This window comes from Salmonirosea aquatica (assembly GCF_009296315.1).
Classification (GTDB): domain Bacteria; phylum Bacteroidota; class Bacteroidia; order Cytophagales; family Spirosomataceae; genus Salmonirosea; species Salmonirosea aquatica.
This window is the reverse complement of the sequence record NZ_WHLY01000002.1, coordinates 961,625-980,097: the sequence shown is the minus strand read 5'-3', so window position 1 is coordinate 980,097 and position 18,473 is coordinate 961,625. Positions and strand designations below refer to the sequence as shown.

Below are 18,473 nucleotides of genomic sequence, written 5' to 3'. Positions count from 1 at the left end.
TCGAATTGTTTGAACCTATTAGATTTGAGCAATTCTAATTTTTACTAATGTTCACTTAAAAATAAGAAAATCATGGGATTGATGTCATTTTTGAAAGGAGTTGGCGAAAAAGTCTTTAAAAAAGAGGAAGCCGCCGCTCCTACCCCCGAGGCGGAACCACTGCGGGCAAGTAGTTTGCTGGCCCACGTGAAAGCCCTGGGTCTGGCGTATAAAACTATTCAGGTAAAAACTTCCGGCGACACGGTGATTCTGGAGGGCGAGGTAGAAAAACAGGCTGACGCCGAAAAAATTGCCTTGGCGGTAGGTAACGTAGAGGGTGTAGCTGTTGTGGATAACCGCATGACTGTGGCCGATCCCGCTCCCGAAGCACAGTACCACACCGTAGAGAAAGGCGATACGCTTTCGAAGATTGCCAAGCAATACTATGGCGATATGATGAAGTACCCACAGATTTTTGAGGCCAACAAGCCCATGCTTTCCGATCCTGACAAAATATATCCAGGACAGGTACTTCGCATCCCGGCTCTGTCATAGAAGATAGATTTCAAAGAACAAAAAGGGGCTTCCACTATTTTAAGTGGAAGCCCCTTTTTGCATAAGGTAACAGGTACCTACTTGATGTTCTTACGTCGGTTCCGCTGAAAATCTTCCAGCACGAATCCGCCCAGCCCCTGCAAGTTACTGTAATAGGCCCGACCATTATTGACTTCTGTGAAGTTCTGCACGAATTGCTTGAGGTAGGGATCCGAGGCAATCATGAAGGTCGTGACCGGGATATCCAGCCGACGGCACTGGGCAGCAAGGGTAAGTGTTTTGCTGACGATTTTCCGATCCAGGCCAAAGCTATTCTTATAGTATTTTATCCCTTCTTTCAAACAGGTAGGCTTGCCGTCGGTGATCATGAAAATCTGCTTGTTGCGGGTTTTCTTCCGACGCAGCAAATCCATCGCCAGTTCCAGCCCGGCTACGGTGTTGGTGTGGTAGGGACCTACCTCAAGATAAGGTAAGTCTTTGACCTGAATCTGCCAGGCGTCGTTGCCAAATACGATAATGTCCAGCGAATCCTTGGGGTACTTGGTTTTGATTAGCTCGGCCATAGCCAGGGCTACCTTTTTGGCAGGCGTAATCCGATCCTCGCCGTACAGAATCATAGAATGGCTGATGTCGATCATCATCACGGTGGAAGTTGTCGTTTTCTGTTCTTTTTCCACCACTTCCAGATCCTGCTCCATCAGCGTAAAATCGCCAATACCGTGATTGACTTGTGCATTTTTGATGGATTCAGTCATAGAAATCTGTTCCAGCGTGTCGCCAAACTGATAGGGGCGCACGTCGCTGCTCAGTTCGTCACCCGTCCCCGTGAAAGGCGTGTGGTGATTACCCCCCGACTTGGAGCGTTTTAGTTTACCGAATATTTCGTCCAGGGCACTCTTACGAATACTTTGCTCGCTCTTGGGCGTCATCACAACCTGCCCTTCACCATCTTTTTCGGTGATGTAGCCCTTGCGCTTCAGATCATCGTAGAAATCACCAATCCCGTACTGGTCATTGGTAAGGCCATAGCGGCGATCCAGCTCACTCAGCCACGACATGGCTTCCGTGACATTGCCGGATGTCATTAGCAGTAATTGCTGGAAAATATTGAGGAGTTGGTCAAACTTGCTGTTGGGCCCCTGCTCCTCGGGAATGAATTTTGAAAAATGATGTCCGAGCATATTGATTATGAATGAGTGACCGGGTCGCCGGTACGATGAATGATCAATAGAATAAGAATAATGGAGGTAGAGTTATTTCCTTTAACGTAAGATAGGGGTTTTTGGTTTTTATTCAAAAAAGGAAAGGCGGCCATTTGGCCGCCTTTGCATTGTAATGATCAGAAGCATCCAGGCTTCTATTCTGCTTTTTCGCCACAAAATTCCTCGTAGGCCATTTGCAAATGCTGGGCAATCATTTCCGCGGAGCGACCCTCGATATGGTGTCGCTCGATGAAGTGGATCAGTTCATCGTCTTTGAAGATGGCAATCGCGGGCGATGATGGTGGATAGGGTAGGGTGTACTCACGCATTTTGTTCACCGCGTCGGTGTCGACACCTGCGAAAACCGTCACCAGATTGTCGGGTTTTATTTCGCTCCGCGAAAGCGAGGCACGTACCCCGGGACGAGCCGCGCCAGCCGCGCAGCCGCACACCGAGTTGATAACCACCAGGGTGGTACCCTGGGCATTGGTCATGAAATTATCCACTGCTTCGGCGGTGGTAAGTTCCTGAAAGCCTACGTTGGTCAGTTCGGCTTTCATGGGGGCAACTAATTGTGGAGGATACATAATTTTTTGATTGAAAATGGATTGTTGAAAATGTAAAAAAATCAAAAGTGGATTGCCATCAGCCGATAGCGCTCTTACCTACATGAAGCCCAGCTCAAGCTTGGCCTCCTCGGTCATCATTTCGGTAGAGTAGGGTGGGTCGAAAGTAAGTTCCAGACTCACATCATTCACTCCGGGTACCTCTCGAATCCGCTGCTCTACCTCGCTGGGCAAGGTACCAGCCGAAGGGCAGGAAGGCGAAGTGAGCGTCATGGAAACGTACACATTGTTGACAGGAAATATCTTCAGATCGTAAATTAACCCTAGCTCGTATACATCGACTGGAATTTCGGGATCGTAAACCCGCTTGATGGCTTTTACGATTTCTTCTTTGAGTTCAGCTTCGGTGAGCGTGGTATTTTCCATGGTAATCAGATATGAGTTTTGAAATAAGAAACATGAGTGAGCGAATGAGTACTAAGGTACCTCCTGATTCTTATCACATTCGTTAGCTATTGATGCTTTGGTAGGCCAGACCGTACATTTTCATCTGCTTCACCATACTAGCCAGGCCGTTGGACCGGGTCTGGGCCAGATGCTGATGTAAGCCGATGCGCTCCATAAAGTAAAGGTCGGCGCTGGCGATTTCTTCGGGTTTATGTCCCGAAAGTACCTTGACCAACATACTGACCAGCCCTTTCACAATAATGGCGTCGCTGTCGGCAGCAAATTTCACTACATCGCCATCAGTTTCGGCATGTAGCCATACCCGCGACTGACAGCCCTTTATGATATTTTCCTCGGTCTTATATTGCTCAGATAACGGGGGCAGTTGCTTGCCCATGTCGATGATGTACTCGTACTTGCTTTCCCAATCGTCAAAAAGGGCAAAGTCTTCAATCAGTTCATCCTGTATTTCGTTGATAGACATTCTGTTGGTTGAAATAATGAAAAGTTTAATTGTTTAACAAAATTTTCCTGAAGCTGAATGAAACAGGAAAGCAGCACTTCAACTATTAAACTAAAACTACCCCAACATCTTCTTTACTTTATGCAAGCCTTGTACGAGCCGGTCGATTTCCTCGGTTGTGTTGTAAACAGCGAATGAGGCCCGTGAGGTTCCGGGAATACCAAAGCGTTGCATCAGGGGCTGGGTGCAATGATGCCCGGTACGGATGGCAATCCCCTGCTGATCCAGCAATACGCCAATATCCTGGTGATGAATGCCCTCCATCAGGAAAGAAATGACACTTACTTTTTCGGCGGCGGTACCGACAATTCTTAACCCATCGATACTTTTCAAGGCATCCGTTGCGTAGTCGAGTAAGTGGTGCTCGTAGGCTGCGATGGCTTCCTTGCCCAGATCGTCCACGTAATCCAGTGCTGTTTTAGCAGCCACTACGTCAGCAATGTTCGGGGTACCTGCCTCAAATTTATAGGGTAGTTCATTGTAGGTGGTTTTCTCGAACGTAACTTCCTTAATCATCTCGCCCCCCCGCGGTAGGGTGGCATGGCATTCAATAGTGCTTCCTTTCCATACAGCACCCCCATGCCCGTAGGTCCATAGATCTTATGGAGCGAAAGTGCATAAAAATCACAATCCAGTTTCTGGACATCGAGGCCCAGGTGGGCGCTGGCCTGGGCCCCATCGACGAGTACTTTGGCACCTACCGCATGAGCTTTCTCGATGATTTGGGCGACGGGGTTGATGGTACCCAAAGCGTTGGAAACATGAACTACGGAAACAAATTTGGTACGTTCCGAGAGCATTTTCTCATATTCGTCCATGAGCAATTCTCCCGCATCGTTGATCGGAATAATACGCAGCACGCAGCCTTTTTCCTCGCACAGCATCTGCCAGGGTACTATATTGGAATGATGCTCCAGCGTACTGATGATGATCTCATCTCCTGCTTTCAGGAAAGCGCGCCCGTAGGTTTGGGCTACCAGATTGATACTATCCGTAGTACCGTAGGTGAAAATGATTTCTTCGGGCTTCCGGGCGTTCAGGAAAGTCTGAATACGGCGTCGCGAGGCCTCAAATTGGGCCGTAGCTTTTTCGGCCAGAAAATGGATACCCCGATGAATATTGGCGTTAGAGTGCTCATAATAGCCGGCTAATGCATCCAGTACCGGACGGGGTTTCTGGGTAGTAGCGGCATTGTCGAAGTACACCAGCGGTTTTCCGTTGATTATTTCATTCAGGATTGGAAAATCCGCCCTGATTCGTTGTGTATCCAGCTGTATGTTGGTTTCGAGTAGCATATTTTTACAAAGCGAGTGGCTGTTGATTCCGAGCAAGGTACTTCCTGCTCGGGAGGTACCTTAGGCCAGTTTCTGCGTGATAATTCCTTCGAGGTACTCCCGGATCGGTTCGATCTTGATCTGTGTGATCACATCTTCGCAGAAAGCAAACATCAGCAGATTCATGGCCTCATCTTTGGAAATGCCGCGCGACCGAAGGTAAAACAAAGCCTCGTCGTCCAGTTGGCCGGTCGTGGTCCCGTGCGAGCATTTGACATCATCGGCAAAAATTTCCAATTGCGGCTTGGTATTCATGGTTGCCTCAGGCGAGAGTACCACGTTCTTGCACGATTGAAAAGCGTTGGTTTTCTGGGCATCTTCCTGCACAAAAATTTTTCCATTGAAAACACCTGTCGATTTACCCCGCAGTACACCCTTATAAAGCTCGTTACTTTCGGAATTAGGCTTGCGGTGATCGGCTACCGTATGGTTGTCGATGTGTTGCCTGCCATCGGGGAAATACAGTCCATACATGTGCGCATCGCAATGCTCTCCATCGATGGCAATATTCAGATTATTGCGGATAAACCCTCCGTTGAGTGATACCGTAGCCGCGTAAAAGTGCGAGTTGTCGGCCATCCTGACCTGCGTGGTACCTACGTGGTAGGCATTATCGCTGGCATTTTGTACTTTGTAGTACTGGACATGCGCGTGCTCGGCAACGTAAATTTCAGTGACGGCATTCGTAAAAGTTTGAGCTTCTCCCAGCGTAAGAAAGGTTTCAGTCAGCGTAACCTGGGCATTCTCGTTAATAATGAAAAGATTCCTGGGCTGTGCGCCAATGTCCTCGATACGGGCATCATTAATAAAATACAGCACAACGGGCTCCTCCACTACCTTGCCTTTGGGAATGTGAATGAAAACCCCGTTTCCGGCGAAGGCCGTGTTAAGGGCCGTAAAAGCTTCGTTCTGGTTATCAGTCAGTTGGTTGAAGTACATCTGAATCAACTCAGGCTGTTTTTCCAGGGCCTCCCGCAATGATAAAATAGAGATTTGTTCGGCCGGAGAAACAATGCTGGAAAGGCCGGCCTCGTACTGGCCATTGACAAAGTACAACACATTGCCCGTAAGATTGGGTATACTGATGTTGCCAATTGTTTCAGAAGATACCTGGTGTTTTGCGGAAAAGTTATAATTGTGAGAAACAAGATTACGCACATTACTGTACTTCCACTCTTCGTTACGAGGAGTAGGGAAGCCCAGGGTTTCGAACCGTTCCAGGGCTTGCTGCCGGATCTGGTGAAAGGGGGTACCTGCCTCCCCGTTCATCGCCTGCTCGCGTCGCCGGAAGTCGGAAATAAGTTCTGATTTAAGATCTATGGTTTCGGTAGTCATATATAAAACTAAATTCGTTGATTGAAGCCAATGGCTTGTATACTGCTTACCTATAGACCTATCAGGCCATTGTAGCTTCCACTTCGGCTTTGATCCAGTCGTAGCCCTTATCTTCCAGTTCGAGCGCCAATTCCTTAGTGCCGGATTTTACAATTCGTCCTTTATAGAGTACGTGTACATAGTCGGGAACAATGTAATCGAGCAGGCGCTGGTAGTGGGTAACGACAATGGTGGCCTTTTCGGGCGAACGCAGGGTATTCACGCCTTCGGCTACGATACGGAGTGCGTCAATGTCGAGTCCTGAGTCGGTTTCGTCCAAAATTCCCAGTTTGGGGTCCAGTACGGCCATTTGGAATATCTCATTGCGCTTTTTCTCACCGCCCGAAAAGCCTTCATTCAGTGAGCGTTTCAGCAGCGAGTCATTCATACGTACCAGCTTTGCTTTCTCACGTACCATTTTCAGGAACTGAGCGGCATCCAGGGGAGCTTCCCCCCGGTACTTACGCATTTCGTTCACTGCCGTTTTTAGAAAATTAATGGTCGTTACACCCGGAATTTCTACGGGGTATTGAAAAGCCAGAAAAATGCCTTCGGCGGCTCGCTCTTCGGGTGCCAGATCGAGCAAATCCTTTCCCTCGAAAAGTACCTCACCCCCGGTCACCTCATACTCTTCGCGACCGGCTAGCACCGAAGCCAATGTACTCTTGCCTGAGCCATTTGGGCCCATAATGGCGTGGACTTCACCCGCATTGACCGTAAGATTAATTCCATTTAATATTTTTTTGCCTTCGATGGAGGCATGTAAGTCATTAATTTTAAGCATAATAGATTGAAGTAGTATGTATTTTAGGGAATTTGCAAAAGTACTAAGGTTTGGCCGTTAAACGAAATCAGGATTAGAACGTTTCTAAACAACCACTTGCTCTATCTATAACCCATTAGTCCTAAGCCTTGTTCCCTATTTGATTTCTTTGTTCAAACCAGCATCCGGCGGTCCTTGTGCGGATTTTTATTGAAAAATAATCCCGTTACTTTGCGGACTGCCATTTCACATTGCCTCAATGAAGACTGATAAACCAAGTACCTATACCATCAGGGTGTCCTCGGAAGTAGGAGACCTCAAACGCCTGCTCATCCACAGCCCCGACCGGGGCCTGGGTAAGGTGGTACCTTCCAAAGCGCAGGACTGGCTGTTCGAGGACATAGTACACCTGGATACCATGCGGCGCGACGAGTACGATTACTACGTGAAACTGCTGCTGTATTTTCTGGATCCTGAAAAGGTACGGGGACGCATTGCCGAAATCGATGCGGATGAGTCTCGCTCCTTTTACAAGCCCGGGGCGGAAGGGTACTTTGATTCCGATCGGGTGGTGGACTTGCAAAGCCTGCTGGGATTTATTCTGAAAGATGAGGTAATCCGTACCAAACTGATCGCCTCGATCTGCGGGATTGAGAAGTGCTCGTACCATACCCAGCTGGAACTGACTGCACATGAACCTGACGAACTGGCCAAGATTTTCATTTCCGGTTCGCTTTCTGACGAGCGCATGCTGTTCTCGCCGCTACCTAATTTGATTTTTACCCGTGACATAGGGATCGTCATCAACGATTATATTCTGCTCAATCGGCCCGCCAAGGCCGCCCGAACGCGGGAGTCGTTGCTGGCGCAGTATATCTTCTTTCATCATCCGATGTTTGTCGACTACCGGGATAAAATCATCGAGATACCCGACAACGATAAACATTTCCTGCTGCCTGAGGATGAGAAACTGAACGACTACAACCGCTCGACGCTGGAAGGCGGCGATGTGATGATGGTAGCCCCCCGGCACCTGCTTATCGGGTGCAGCGAGCGGACTACCCTGTACGCGGCCCAGCAGGTGATGCGGATATTGTTTGCCAAAAATGTGGTAGATACGATCACGATTGTCAAAATTCCTAAGAAGCGTGACTATATGCATATCGACACTATTTTCACGCAGGTGAAAAAAAACATGTGGGTACTGCTCCATTCGCTTGGAAGACAGGGCGATGAAGCGCGCAAGAAGGATGTGTTGCATTTTTTTGCGGCCCAGGCTTTAGATCAGGAGTTGAAAATCATGCAGTTCCACAAAGGGCAGGAACATACGCCCATCGAGATCGAAAACCTTGAAGATCTGTTGGCTGAAATCAGTCGCAATGACTTGGGTTGCCAGGATGAAGTCAAATTTATTTACTCAGGAAATAATGAATTCCCCTTCGGTGACCGTGAGCAATGGACCGACTCCTGCAATCTGCTGGCGCTGAAAGACGGCGTGGTCATAGGTTACGACCGTAATGACAAAACCCTGGATGCATTCAGGGCTCAGGGTTTCCGGGTACTCTCCGCCGCTGATCTTTTGGCCCAGTTTGAAGCCGGGACGTTAGCGCCCGATACACTGACCGATACCTTCATCATGCTGCCTTCAGCGGAGTTGTCACGAGCCCGGGGCGGTTCCCACTGCATGAGTATGCCGATCTGGCGGAATGATCCCTAGGATCGGATGTACGGCTTTGAGGATGCTTGCAAAGGGGCCGATATAATAGTAAATTCGCAGAAAATGAATCCATGAATTCTCTAATCCCTATGCGCTCCATTCGCTCAATCCGTACTTCAACGCAGGTACAGCCCCAATCCACCTCCCGAATCATGATGATCCGGCCTGTACGGTTTGCCTATAATGAGCAAACTGCCGGAAGCAATGAGTTTATGGATGCGGATTTTGCCCAGGAAACACGAAAAATAGCCCAGGAAAAAGCACTGGAGGAATTTGAACAAATGGTCACCGTACTGACGGCTGCCGGGGTAGACGTGACCGTGTACGAAGATACCGTTTCTCCCTATTCTCCCGATTCCATTTTTCCTAATAACTGGGTTTCGCTGCACCAGAGCGGTAAGGTAGTGTTGTATCCTATGATGGCTCCCAATCGCCGTGTGGAGCGCCGCAGGGATATTATTGACGACCTGCGGGAACGCTATCATGTGGAGGAAATCATCGATCTCACTCATTTTGAACAGGAAGGTAAATTTCTGGAAGCTACCGGGAGCATGGTGCTCGACCGCCGCTTCAAGATTGCCTACGCCTGCCTATCGCCCCGCACTGATGCTGAGGTATTGGACGCTTTTGCGCGAGCTACGGGCTACGAGGTAGTTAAGTTCTCGGCGTTTGACGACAACGATGTGCCGGTTTATCATACCAATGTGCTCATGTGCATTGGGGATGTGTTTGCGGTAGTATGCCTGGAAGCCATCAAAAACCCCGACGAGAAGTTTCTGGTGCGCTCCGTACTGGAAGAAACCGGAAAATATATCGTTGAGATCACCATGGAGCAGATGAAGCACTTTGCAGGAAATATGCTCTTGGTTCGGACTAAGAAAGATGCCAAGTTATTGGTCATGTCTACAAGCGCTTTCCAATCACTCAGTGATCAGCAGCGTAACGCTCTCGATGACTATGCTGAACTGATCCATACTGATTTGTCCATGATCGAGGGCAACGGAGGTGGTTCGGCCCGTTGCATGATGGCTGAAATCCATTTGCCGTTGAAATAAGCATTCGCTTCGGGGTACTTCTTCTATTTTCCGGTCGCCTGGGGAGATTCGTTCTCAGTGCTCCTGTCATTCTTTTTTCTTTAGTTCCTACATTTCCCCAACTACCAAGGTTAGATGTGTGGAAAGGTTTTTTCTTCTGTCATAGCAAGTTTAAATCAAATACTCATCAACAAATTTTGACTAGATCATGAAAGATAGGACCGAAAAAGCACAGGATGTACTGGAAAAATTGTCCAAACTGCATTACGATAGAATTCAGGGGTACCATAGGGCCAAAGAAGATACCGAAGATACCGACCTTCTTGCCCTGTTCAGCTTTTACGAGCAGCAGAGTCGTCAATTTAAATCGGATCTCAACAGCGAAATAATAAAATACGGTGGAGAGGTACCTGACGATAATTCATTCATGGGAGATATCCATCAGGCATGGATGGATCTGAAAGCCGCTGTAACGGGCAAAGACCGTGACTCCGTGTTGAGTTCATGCGAGTTTGGCGAACAGACCATCGTGGGAGCTTACGAAGATGTACTGAAGTACGACGAAGACGATACCCGCCTTCCTGAGGCATTGGAGTCAACACTTCGTAAGCAACTGGAAGAGTTGCAGGCTGCTAAGAGCCGTATTGCCACCTTACACGCTCACGCCGATTGAACAAATGTCGATTTTATAAGTTAATAGCTAATTGTTAAAACAAGGGATGGCCTAAGGGCTATCCCTTCCTTTATTGAACATAGAATATTATTGATGAACACTACGGTAGAATCAGAGCAGATCATGGTAGGGGGCATGGGCGCAATTTGCCATGCCCAAGGAGTATTTTTCAGGGTTTGGGCTCCGCACGCTGAGTCGGTGTCGGTGCTGGGTTCGTTCAATGACTGGAATGGGGAAGCGAACTGGCTGTGGCGGGAAGAAAAAGGCTATTGGGGCGTGAATGTCCAAAATGCCAAAGCGGGTGACGAATACAAGTTTTTGCTGCGTACCCCTTCGGGTGATTTGTACCGGAACGACCCTTACGCGCTTCACCTCACCAATTCAATTGGGAATAGCATTGTGTATGACCATGCTTCCTTCGACTGGCAGAACGACTCGTTCGGGACTCCTTACTGGAACGAGTTGGTCATTTATGAAATGCATGTGGGTACCTTCAACGTCAAGGATGGATATGGTCCAGGCAACTTCTATACAGCCATTGAGCGCCTACCCTACCTGCGCGACCTCGGGATCAATGCCGTAGAGGTAATGCCACCCTTTGAGTTTCCCGGTTCGGTATCCTGGGGATATAATCCAGCCTTTCCATTTGCCATCGAAACGGACTACGGCGGACCTGATGCTTTCAAGAATTTTGTAAAAGCAGCCCATGAACATGGTATAGCGGTTATTCTCGATGTGGTGTATAATCACTTCGGCCCTACGGATATGGATTTGTGGCGGTTTGATGGCTGGTATGAAAACGAAGGAGGAGGTATCTATTTCTACAACGATTGGCGCTCCGAAACCCCCTGGGGTAACACCCGACCCGATTATGGCCGCGAGGAAGTAAGGCGGTATATCTTAGATAATGCCATCATGTGGCTTGAACAGTACCGCGTTGATGGCCTGCGTATGGACATGGTACCCTACATCAGGAATGTGAAAGCTGACGGAAACCCTGGAAACGATATTCCGGAAGGCAAGACCCTGATTCGATGGATCAACTCGGAAATTCAGAAAAAGTATCCCTACAAAATAACCATTGCCGAGGACATGCACAGCCTCGACTCCATTACCAATTCCCTTCAATATGGTGGGTGGGGTTATGGCGCTCAATGGGACGCCCGCTTTGTGCATCCGGTTCGGGAAGTTCTTATTACTCAGGATGACGCCCACCGGGACATGGATTCGGTGGCTCAGGCGATTACTTACCGCTACAACGGAGATTCCTTTGAGCGTATCATCTTTACCGAGTCGCACGATGAGGTTTCAAACGGACAAGCACGAGTAGCCGAAGAGATTGCCCACTCGGATGTTGACAATTACTACTCCAAGAAGCGCGCTGCGCTAGGCGTTGCTTTGGTACTTACTTCGCCGGGCATACCCATGCTATTCCAGGGGCAGCCACTGCTGGAAGATAAGTGGTTTTCGGATACCGATCCCCTGGATTGGTCCCGGCTGGACCGGTTCAATGGATTTGTTTCCCTTCACCGCGATCTCATCCACCTGCGTCGTAACTTTACAGATGTTTCCCGGGGTCTTAGCGGTCAGAATGTAGAGTTATTGCGGGTAGACGACGATAAAAAAGTAGTGGTATTCCACAGATGGAAAGAGGGCGGGCCCCGCGATAGCGTAGTAGTAGCCATGAATTTCTCCAATCAGCACTATGATGACTACGCCGTTGGCTTTCCTGCTTCCGGTGAATGGATTCCGCGGTTCAATAGCGACTGGAAAGGGTATGACGAAGAGTTTTCGGATAAAACCGTTGTGAATGTCCATACCCAGCAAGGTGAGTACGATGGCAAGACTCAGTACGTTCAGCTCGGCCTGGCACCTTACTGTACGGTTATTTATTCACAGGATTGATAGGATTTTGAAAAATCATAGAGGTAATGGAAAGGCCCTCGTATACCTTGATCTTTAGGTCGAAGGTACGAGGGCCTTTATTGTTCTGAACTGTTTTGAGATAGGTCTAAATCAGGGCATTATCGGATGAGTTGAAGCGAATCTAGATTTTTGATGGTGATATCGCCCGCTATGGTATCCGAGGCCGTAACACCCGGGAGATTTGGAACGGGAGTAGTGGGGTTGGCGTACCGGAAAAGGAGCATGGACAATACTACTGCCAGGATGAAAAGTGACCCAACAAACAACCGAAGAGCGTTCTGTTGAAGAAAAGATTTCATTTCAGGTGGGATTTATATGCCAGTAACCCTCAAAAAGAAACCCACATCGAGTGGGTTTCTTTTTGAACAGCAATTCGTTAATCTTTCAGATCAGCTTCGACTTTGTCCAGCTTATTTCGCACGTCGGATTTAAACTCATTCCAGTTATTTTCCGTACGATCCTTCAGGTTATCAAGCGATTCCTTAAGGTCTTCCCGTTCCTCCTGCCACTCTTTTTTTCGATTCTCCCAACGTACTTTTTCATCGGCCGTAGCCGCTTTGATTTTATCATTGGCTTCCTCGATTTTTCGATCCAGTTTATCGACACCATCGTTAATGTCGTCCTTCAAATCTTCTTTGTCTTGCTCCCAGTTGTCAGCAATATTATCACCGGATGCCTCCATGTCATCGCCTACCTGTTCGGCGGTATCGTTGGCTTTGTCCTGAGCTGACTCGCTACAGGAGGTGAAAGTAAGTGAAGATGCCAACAAAAATGCACTGACGAATAAGGTTATCTTTTTCATTGTAAGGTTATGTATGATTGATTATGAAAGGATTATATATAATGGGTACTGCTACCCAGTTAAGTATATTACATAAAAACAGATACCAAAGGAAAGTGAACTACCTATTCTGACTACAATTTGAGTCTCTTTTGGATAAATAATCCCATTGCTTAATAGCATTTCCACTACTCTGAAGCAGGTAATGGCGGTTATAGGGTAGTTATCTATCTAGGGTAAGACAATAGGTTGCAAGCTTTGAAGGGCAATCTAGAGCAACTACCCCCGTTTGGGTTAGGGTACCCGGTGACCTGTATACACGTTGGGTTATACAACCTTAGAATCAACGATGCTCAATCTGGGGAGTTTTTGAGAAATTGAGGAAATAAGTCCTCGTATGTTCGCATCCCTGCCTGTCGAGCCCGTCTTCAGGCTATGGCTTAAAAATTGAATATGTATCTGAAATATCATATCTGACGAAACCATGAATCGGGCTAATCTCTTTCTAAGTTCCAAGCTTCTGCGCACTTGCCTGGTAATGATTGTCGTCACAATCAGTGTCTATTGGCTTGTGGTACTACAAACCTTCCTGGTACCTATCTTGGTGTCGGTATTACTCTCCATTCTGGTGTCGCCAATTACTATGCAACTGGAAGAAAAAGGGTTAAGTAGAATGCCTGCCATTGCTATCACCTTAGTGCTTTTCCTGGGACTCATAGCTGGTATTCTCTATATTTCCTTTATCCAGATTTCGGACATGATCGATATGTGGCCTAGCTTTCAGAACAAGGCCGACATTATGTTTCATCAATCCCGGATTTGGATGAGTGAAACGTTTGGATACGAAACTCGCTCACAACTAAACGATTTGGAGGATGTTTCTGCCAAATTGATCCAGGATAATGGCTCAACGGCCATCATCATGACTACCACCCTGCTGGGTACCTTGGCTCTGATACCACTTTACATGTTTTTTATGCTTTATTACCGTACCTTCTTCTGCAATTTTTTGTACGGTCTGTTGGGTAGGGCTGAAAAAAAACGCATAAACCTTATTCTGTACCGCATCTATGATGTGATTCATAATTATCTCGCGGGTATGTTTACCGTTATGGTGATCGTGGGTTCACTCAATACGCTGGGATTGTTATTGTTGGGAATCAAATATGCGGTATTCTTCGGATTCTTTGCCTCATTGTTATTACTCATTCCCTACATCGGAGTTATCATCGGATCGGCCCTACCCATTATGATGGCCTTGGTAACCAAGGAGTCTCCTATGTACGCCGTGGGGGTAGGTGCCATATTCCTGACGATTCAGTTTCTGGAAGGAAATTTCATTACTCCTTATGTGGTAGGTTCTAAAATCAGTATTAATCCGCTCATGGCCATTCTGGCTCTATTGTTAGGTGGTATGCTGTGGGGAATCCCGGGAATGATTCTGGCTCTGCCGATGATTGCTATTCTGAAAGTAATTCTGGATCACTCAGAAAACCTGAAATCTTTTGGATACGTTTTGGGAGATCCCGACTCTCACAAGGGTAGGGATATATTTGGTATCGAAGATGATGAAGAAGAAGTGCAGGAAGCAGATGATGCACAGCTAAGCACTCCGAAGGAAAATGTGAAAGCAGCGGATAAAGTGAGTGCCCCTGCTTCTTATGTACCAGCAATCGACTAAGGGCATATAAATCAATACATATGCTATCTCGAAATACCCTTCTTTTATATTATTTACTCATTGACTGATTCTTGTGAAGAGGGTAGTTCTCCGCCAAGTATGCGCCGTATTTCTACAAAGCTAATGGGCTTGTCCATAAAGTAATCCACTCCTCGCCGAAAGGCTTCTTCCTTGAGATTGCTCATGGCACTCATCATAATTAGTCGCGACGAGTGAGACTGCTTGATTTGCTCGATTACATTGATACCCTTGCCATCCGGCAAATTGTTATCCAAAAAGATCCAATCGGGGTGCAACTCATCAATATACATCAGCCCATCGTGTAGATTGGTGGCCGTTTTTACTAAATTAGGAGTTTCCAGAATTTTCTTGCGCAGAAAATTCTGGATCAGCTGTCCCAGTTCTATTTCATCTTCGATTATAACTATCTTCATAGTACCAATTCAGCAAGAAATTTTCGCAACGTTAGGCTGAAAACACTCGCAGCAGCCAGGGCGAATAACGTTAGGACGATGATTAAAATAATCTTGCCATTAGGTGCCGATTAGGCTGATAAACTTTATCAAGATGCTTAGAAGCAGGTTCTACACCGTGTGGAAATTAATGCACATCCCTGAAAACTGGATAACCCTAAAGCCCGAAAATGACGTATGGTATGGGTTTTTAAGAGATTTGTATCAAACCAAAACAAGTACAAGTAATCATCGTACGTAAACTAAATTTTAGATAATCATGAGCAATAGTAAGGTATTTTGGAGCATTTTGATGGCTGCCGCTGCTGGTGCCGCAATAGGTATGCTTTTCGCTCCCGAAGATGGAGACAATACGCGCAAGAAAATCAAGAAGTCCGCAAATGACTGGGCTTCCGAAGCCTTAGACGCCCTTGAAAAAGGAAAGGGCAAAGTTCAGGATGCTGCTGATAGCCTTATTAAAAAAGGTAACTCTCTGAAAGGAGATGCCGTAGCCATGGCTGACGATACGCTGAACGATGCCAAGAGTACCGTGAATAAAATGAAGTAGTACTCACCGAAGGATATTTAAAAATAAAGAGGTAATACTATGGATTTCATTAGTATTACCTCTTTTTAATAACCCACCAACCCCTGGATTTTAACCCTGACCAGCTATGATATTCAAAGAAGCCAAGCAGAAAGCAGAGCAAACTTACCAGCACCTGATCGACTACGCAGAAGCTCGCTGGAATGTGATAGCTCTGGAAGTATCCGATCATACGGCTACCATTGCGACATCCGTGGTGATGGGAATTTGCCTCGGACTTCTGGGCTTGTTTTTTCTGTTTTTTATAAGTACCGCACTGGCGCTTTGGCTGGCCGACCTTCTGCACAGCTACGCCTTGGGCTTTCTGCTTGTTTCAGTTTTGTACGGAATCATTGGCGTAATTGTGTACGCCAACCGGAAACGGTGGCTTTTCTTACCTTTTATGGATAAATTTTTAAAAATACTCTACCGCAAACAAAATGATAAAATCGTATGACGATCTGAAAGCACAGCGAGCGCTGGCCCACAACGATTTACAATTGGCGAAGTCGCAACTGACGGCCGACACCGAAGCGTGGAAGCAGGAAGCTAAACCTCTGCGTCTTGTCAGTTCAATCGCTGGAAATCTGCTTACCAACCGCATGGTAGGAAAAGGCAAAAAAGGCCTTATTGGCAACGGATTGCAATTGGGTCTGAATGCCGTTTTGGCAACGACAGCGTTGCGAAGCCTACCTACCCCCCTAAACATGATATTGCCCCAGGTGATAGAGAATGCCGCACTGAACTATACAAAAAAGAACGGGCGGGACTGGCTCATTAAGGGTTTGCGATGGGTGAAAAAAGTAACTGATGAAACTCCTGAGCCCGAAAAAACAGGAATTTTGGAGCAATCAGAAACAGCGATTGCATACCTACCCGCACATGAGCCTGAACTGCCGAATATTTCTGAAGGCGACCAATTGCCTCCTTCTATCTAGCGGGGAGTCATAGCTGTATTGAGCCAGAAATCACTTATCTTCTGAATGACTTCCTTCAGGTGTTCATAGCTTGAAGGCTTCACTACGTAGCTGTTAGCACCCAACCGGTAAGACGAATTGATGTCATCGGGAGCTTTGGAAGTACTGAATACAATAATAGGAATAGTACTAAGTTCCTTATCGGCTTTAAGGGTACGAAGCACATCCCGCCCGTCACGTTTGGGCATATTCAAATCCAGCAGGATAAAACGGGTGACCCCTTGTACGGTTTCATCGTGTAGGTGGTCAAGTAGCTGTTCTCCGTCTTCAAAAAAAAGTAACTTCTGGTCGATTCTATTGTCTTCGAAGGCTGCCTGCACCAAAAATCGGTCGTCCGCATCATCATCAGCCATCAGAATGTGTTGATTCAACATAGATTTCTATCGCGTAAATAGATTTTCCTTGGGTAAATATATATAAAATTTAGCGCCTTGTCCTTCTTCGCCCTCCGAAACAATATAACCTTTGTGATTCGAAATGACTTTACGGCAAATGGCCAGCCCTATTCCAGAGCCCTGGAATTTTTCCTGGCTGTGCAGGCGCTGGAAAATTACAAAAATTTTCTCAGCATATTCTTTCTTGAATCCAATTCCGTTGTCCTTTAGAGTAATACAATAAAAGGTGGTTTCGTCGGTTGAGGAGCGGGGACGTGCATGGGGTGTTTGATGACCAGGTACCTCCGTATATGAAATATCAATCATTGGAGACATACCTTCTTTACTGTATTTGATAGAATTGGATATCAGGTTCTGAAAAAGCTGTATGAGCTGTGAAGGGTACCCTATAACGGTAGGCAGATAAGAGGTGTGTATTGTGGCCGAGGTTTCCCGAATACTTTCCGAAAGGCTGCTTTTGACTTCCCTGATCACTCCATTGAGATCCACTGCTTCTGCTTCCAGCGTATTATCGATTAATCGCGAAAACAGGAGCAGGTCATCGATCAGAAGCTGCATGCGTATTGCTGACTTCTCAATTTTTTCGAGCATGAGGCCTGCCTCTACCGAGAGGGTACTTTTGCTTTTTGCAACGAGTAAATCAGTAAATGAACGTATCTTACGCAAAGGTTCCTGCAGATCGTGGGAGGCGACGTAGGCAAATTGTTCCAGTTCATTATTGGAGCGATTGAGGTTTTCTACCTTTTTCTCCAACTCAAATTTGTACAATTTATTGCGTTTGAGCTCACGCTCCAGCAAAATGAACGAAGATAGCAGAAAAGCCAGCGCTACCCCCATGATAACCCAGTTGAACCTGAATATCTGTTGCTTGTAGTTGTTTCGGCTTTGTACCCGGGTGGTCATCAGCTTGTGTTCAATAAGCGCCATCTCGTCCAACATGTTTCTGACCTGTTGAGTAGAGGTTGTGCCGTTTCTGAGCAGGGTGGTACGCCGGGCAGCAGTATATTCTAGCGGATTCTCTACGGCAAAGCGCATGATCTTCTGTCGGTAAGGAAGCAGGGCATTTATAAGAGCCTTAGTCTTAATTATCTGTGCGTTATTGTCCTTGACCAACCAGGCTAGTTCTTTGGTTCGTAGGGGTAGCTTATGAACCTTGCTAACGAGTTGCCGACGATTAGTAGAGTCAGCTAATATCAAATAACCACGACCATAGTAGGTTACCTCATACAAGTTAATGTTGATCTCATTGATCTTATCCAGTACTTTGTGCGAATGGTCCACCCGCTCAGAGAAGTATATCAGCTCCCGGTTGATGGAATGATAGCTGAAAGAAAGGATTATGATAAGAATAACTGAAATGACGAACAAAAAGCGGATCGCCCAGGAAAGTTGATCTTCATTCAAAGTACGGCTCAACAATCGCGGCGAGGTAAGCTTATTCATAGGGTAGGCATCTACTAGCTGTTACCTGAGTGCACTGGACAAATTTTCCCCAAATTAAGTAAATG

At 46.8% G+C, this 18,473-nt stretch carries 20 protein-coding genes and 1 pseudogene; 9 read left to right on the top strand and 12 right to left on the bottom strand.

Features of this window, described 5'->3' with window-relative positions:
- The first annotated feature begins 72 nt into the window (after positions 1-72).
- Positions 73-534 (top strand): peptidoglycan-binding protein LysM, encoded by a 462-nt coding sequence (lysM, locus tag GBK04_RS05215; RefSeq protein WP_152757495.1) that lies wholly within the window; start codon positions 73-75, stop codon positions 532-534.
- Positions 535-611: 77 nt separating this feature from the next.
- Here the strand turns inward: lysM and GBK04_RS05210 are convergent, their stop codons facing one another.
- The 7 genes and pseudogenes from GBK04_RS05210 to sufC all read right to left on the bottom strand — a co-directional run bounded on the left by GBK04_RS05210 (position 612) and on the right by sufC (position 6,764).
- Entirely contained in the window at positions 612-1,715 is a 1,104-nt protein-coding gene (locus GBK04_RS05210) for a vWA domain-containing protein (protein ID WP_152757493.1), read from the bottom strand.
- Positions 1,716-1,891: 176 nt separating this feature from the next.
- Entirely contained in the window at positions 1,892-2,323 is a 432-nt protein-coding gene (locus tag GBK04_RS05205; protein ID WP_152757491.1) for a BrxA/BrxB family bacilliredoxin, read from the bottom strand.
- A gap of 78 nt (positions 2,324-2,401) precedes the next feature.
- On the bottom strand, positions 2,402-2,728 hold the full coding sequence (locus tag GBK04_RS05200; protein ID WP_152757489.1) for a DUF59 domain-containing protein: 327 nt from the start codon (positions 2,726-2,728) through the stop codon (positions 2,402-2,404).
- A gap of 82 nt (positions 2,729-2,810) precedes the next feature.
- Positions 2,811-3,233 carry a SufE family protein gene (locus tag GBK04_RS05195; protein WP_152757487.1) on the bottom strand — a complete coding sequence of 141 codons (423 nt, stop codon included), beginning with the start codon at positions 3,231-3,233 and terminating at the stop codon, positions 2,811-2,813.
- A gap of 96 nt (positions 3,234-3,329) precedes the next feature.
- A pseudogene (locus GBK04_RS05190) lies at positions 3,330-4,567 on the bottom strand (SufS family cysteine desulfurase).
- Between the two features lie 60 nt (positions 4,568-4,627).
- Complete coding sequence (gene sufD, locus GBK04_RS05185) at positions 4,628-5,941, bottom strand: Fe-S cluster assembly protein SufD (protein WP_152757485.1); 1,314 nt, start codon at positions 5,939-5,941, stop codon at positions 4,628-4,630.
- Between the two features lie 61 nt (positions 5,942-6,002).
- On the bottom strand, positions 6,003-6,764 hold the full coding sequence (gene sufC, locus GBK04_RS05180; RefSeq protein WP_152757483.1) for a Fe-S cluster assembly ATPase SufC: 762 nt from the start codon (positions 6,762-6,764) through the stop codon (positions 6,003-6,005).
- Between the two features lie 238 nt (positions 6,765-7,002).
- Here sufC and GBK04_RS05175 point away from each other — a divergent pair, with 238 nt between their 5' ends.
- The 4 genes from GBK04_RS05175 to GBK04_RS05160 all read left to right on the top strand — a co-directional run bounded on the left by GBK04_RS05175 (position 7,003) and on the right by GBK04_RS05160 (position 12,072).
- Positions 7,003-8,460 (top strand): arginine deiminase family protein, encoded by a 1,458-nt coding sequence (locus GBK04_RS05175; RefSeq protein WP_152757481.1) that lies wholly within the window; start codon positions 7,003-7,005, stop codon positions 8,458-8,460.
- 71 nt (positions 8,461-8,531) lie between these two features.
- The gene (gene ctlX, locus GBK04_RS05170; protein ID WP_373330727.1) at positions 8,532-9,515 is read left to right on the top strand and encodes a citrulline utilization hydrolase CtlX; all 984 of its coding nucleotides are present in this window, start codon (positions 8,532-8,534) and stop codon (positions 9,513-9,515) included.
- Between the two features lie 187 nt (positions 9,516-9,702).
- Positions 9,703-10,167: a ferritin-like domain-containing protein gene (locus GBK04_RS05165; RefSeq protein WP_152757479.1), complete on the top strand. Its 465-nt coding sequence runs from the start codon at positions 9,703-9,705 to the stop codon at positions 10,165-10,167.
- Positions 10,168-10,260: 93 nt separating this feature from the next.
- Positions 10,261-12,072: an alpha-amylase family glycosyl hydrolase gene (locus tag GBK04_RS05160; RefSeq protein WP_152757477.1), complete on the top strand. Its 1,812-nt coding sequence runs from the start codon at positions 10,261-10,263 to the stop codon at positions 12,070-12,072.
- Positions 12,073-12,191: 119 nt separating this feature from the next.
- On the opposite strand, the gene GBK04_RS05155 is transcribed toward GBK04_RS05160, so the two are convergent.
- Together GBK04_RS05155 and GBK04_RS05150 are read right to left on the bottom strand one after the other, a co-directional pair.
- A complete protein-coding gene (locus GBK04_RS05155; protein ID WP_152757475.1) occupies positions 12,192-12,392 on the bottom strand; it encodes a hypothetical protein in 201 nt (66 codons plus the stop codon).
- A gap of 77 nt (positions 12,393-12,469) precedes the next feature.
- Positions 12,470-12,895: a sll1863 family stress response protein gene (locus GBK04_RS05150; protein ID WP_152757473.1), complete on the bottom strand. Its 426-nt coding sequence runs from the start codon at positions 12,893-12,895 to the stop codon at positions 12,470-12,472.
- Between the two features lie 463 nt (positions 12,896-13,358).
- Here GBK04_RS05150 and GBK04_RS05145 point away from each other — a divergent pair, with 463 nt between their 5' ends.
- Positions 13,359-14,555, top strand: coding sequence for an AI-2E family transporter (locus tag GBK04_RS05145; RefSeq protein ID WP_152757471.1), 1,197 nt, complete (start codon positions 13,359-13,361; stop codon positions 14,553-14,555).
- A gap of 53 nt (positions 14,556-14,608) precedes the next feature.
- On the opposite strand, the gene GBK04_RS05140 is transcribed toward GBK04_RS05145, so the two are convergent.
- Complete coding sequence (locus GBK04_RS05140; RefSeq protein WP_152757469.1) at positions 14,609-14,989, bottom strand: response regulator; 381 nt, start codon at positions 14,987-14,989, stop codon at positions 14,609-14,611.
- Positions 14,990-15,287: 298 nt separating this feature from the next.
- On the opposite strand from GBK04_RS05140, the gene GBK04_RS05135 reads away from it, so the two are divergent.
- The 3 genes from GBK04_RS05135 (at position 15,288) to GBK04_RS05125 (ending at position 16,531) form a co-directional block, all read left to right on the top strand.
- Positions 15,288-15,575, top strand: coding sequence for a YtxH domain-containing protein (locus tag GBK04_RS05135; RefSeq protein WP_152757467.1), 288 nt, complete (start codon positions 15,288-15,290; stop codon positions 15,573-15,575).
- Positions 15,576-15,681: 106 nt separating this feature from the next.
- On the top strand, positions 15,682-16,050 hold the full coding sequence (locus GBK04_RS05130) for a phage holin family protein (protein WP_152757465.1): 369 nt from the start codon (positions 15,682-15,684) through the stop codon (positions 16,048-16,050).
- Positions 16,034-16,531, top strand: a complete 498-nt coding sequence (locus tag GBK04_RS05125) for a hypothetical protein (protein WP_152757463.1) — start codon at positions 16,034-16,036, stop codon at positions 16,529-16,531. Before GBK04_RS05130 ends, GBK04_RS05125 begins: the two co-directional genes overlap by 17 nt.
- Here the strand turns inward: GBK04_RS05125 and GBK04_RS05120 are convergent.
- Positions 16,528-16,944: a response regulator gene (locus tag GBK04_RS05120; protein WP_152757461.1), complete on the bottom strand. Its 417-nt coding sequence runs from the start codon at positions 16,942-16,944 to the stop codon at positions 16,528-16,530. The genes GBK04_RS05125 and GBK04_RS05120 overlap by 4 nt on opposite strands.
- A gap of 6 nt (positions 16,945-16,950) precedes the next feature.
- Positions 16,951-18,408, bottom strand: coding sequence for a sensor histidine kinase (locus GBK04_RS05115; protein WP_152757459.1), 1,458 nt, complete (start codon positions 18,406-18,408; stop codon positions 16,951-16,953).
- Positions 18,409-18,473: the final 65 nt, after the last annotated feature.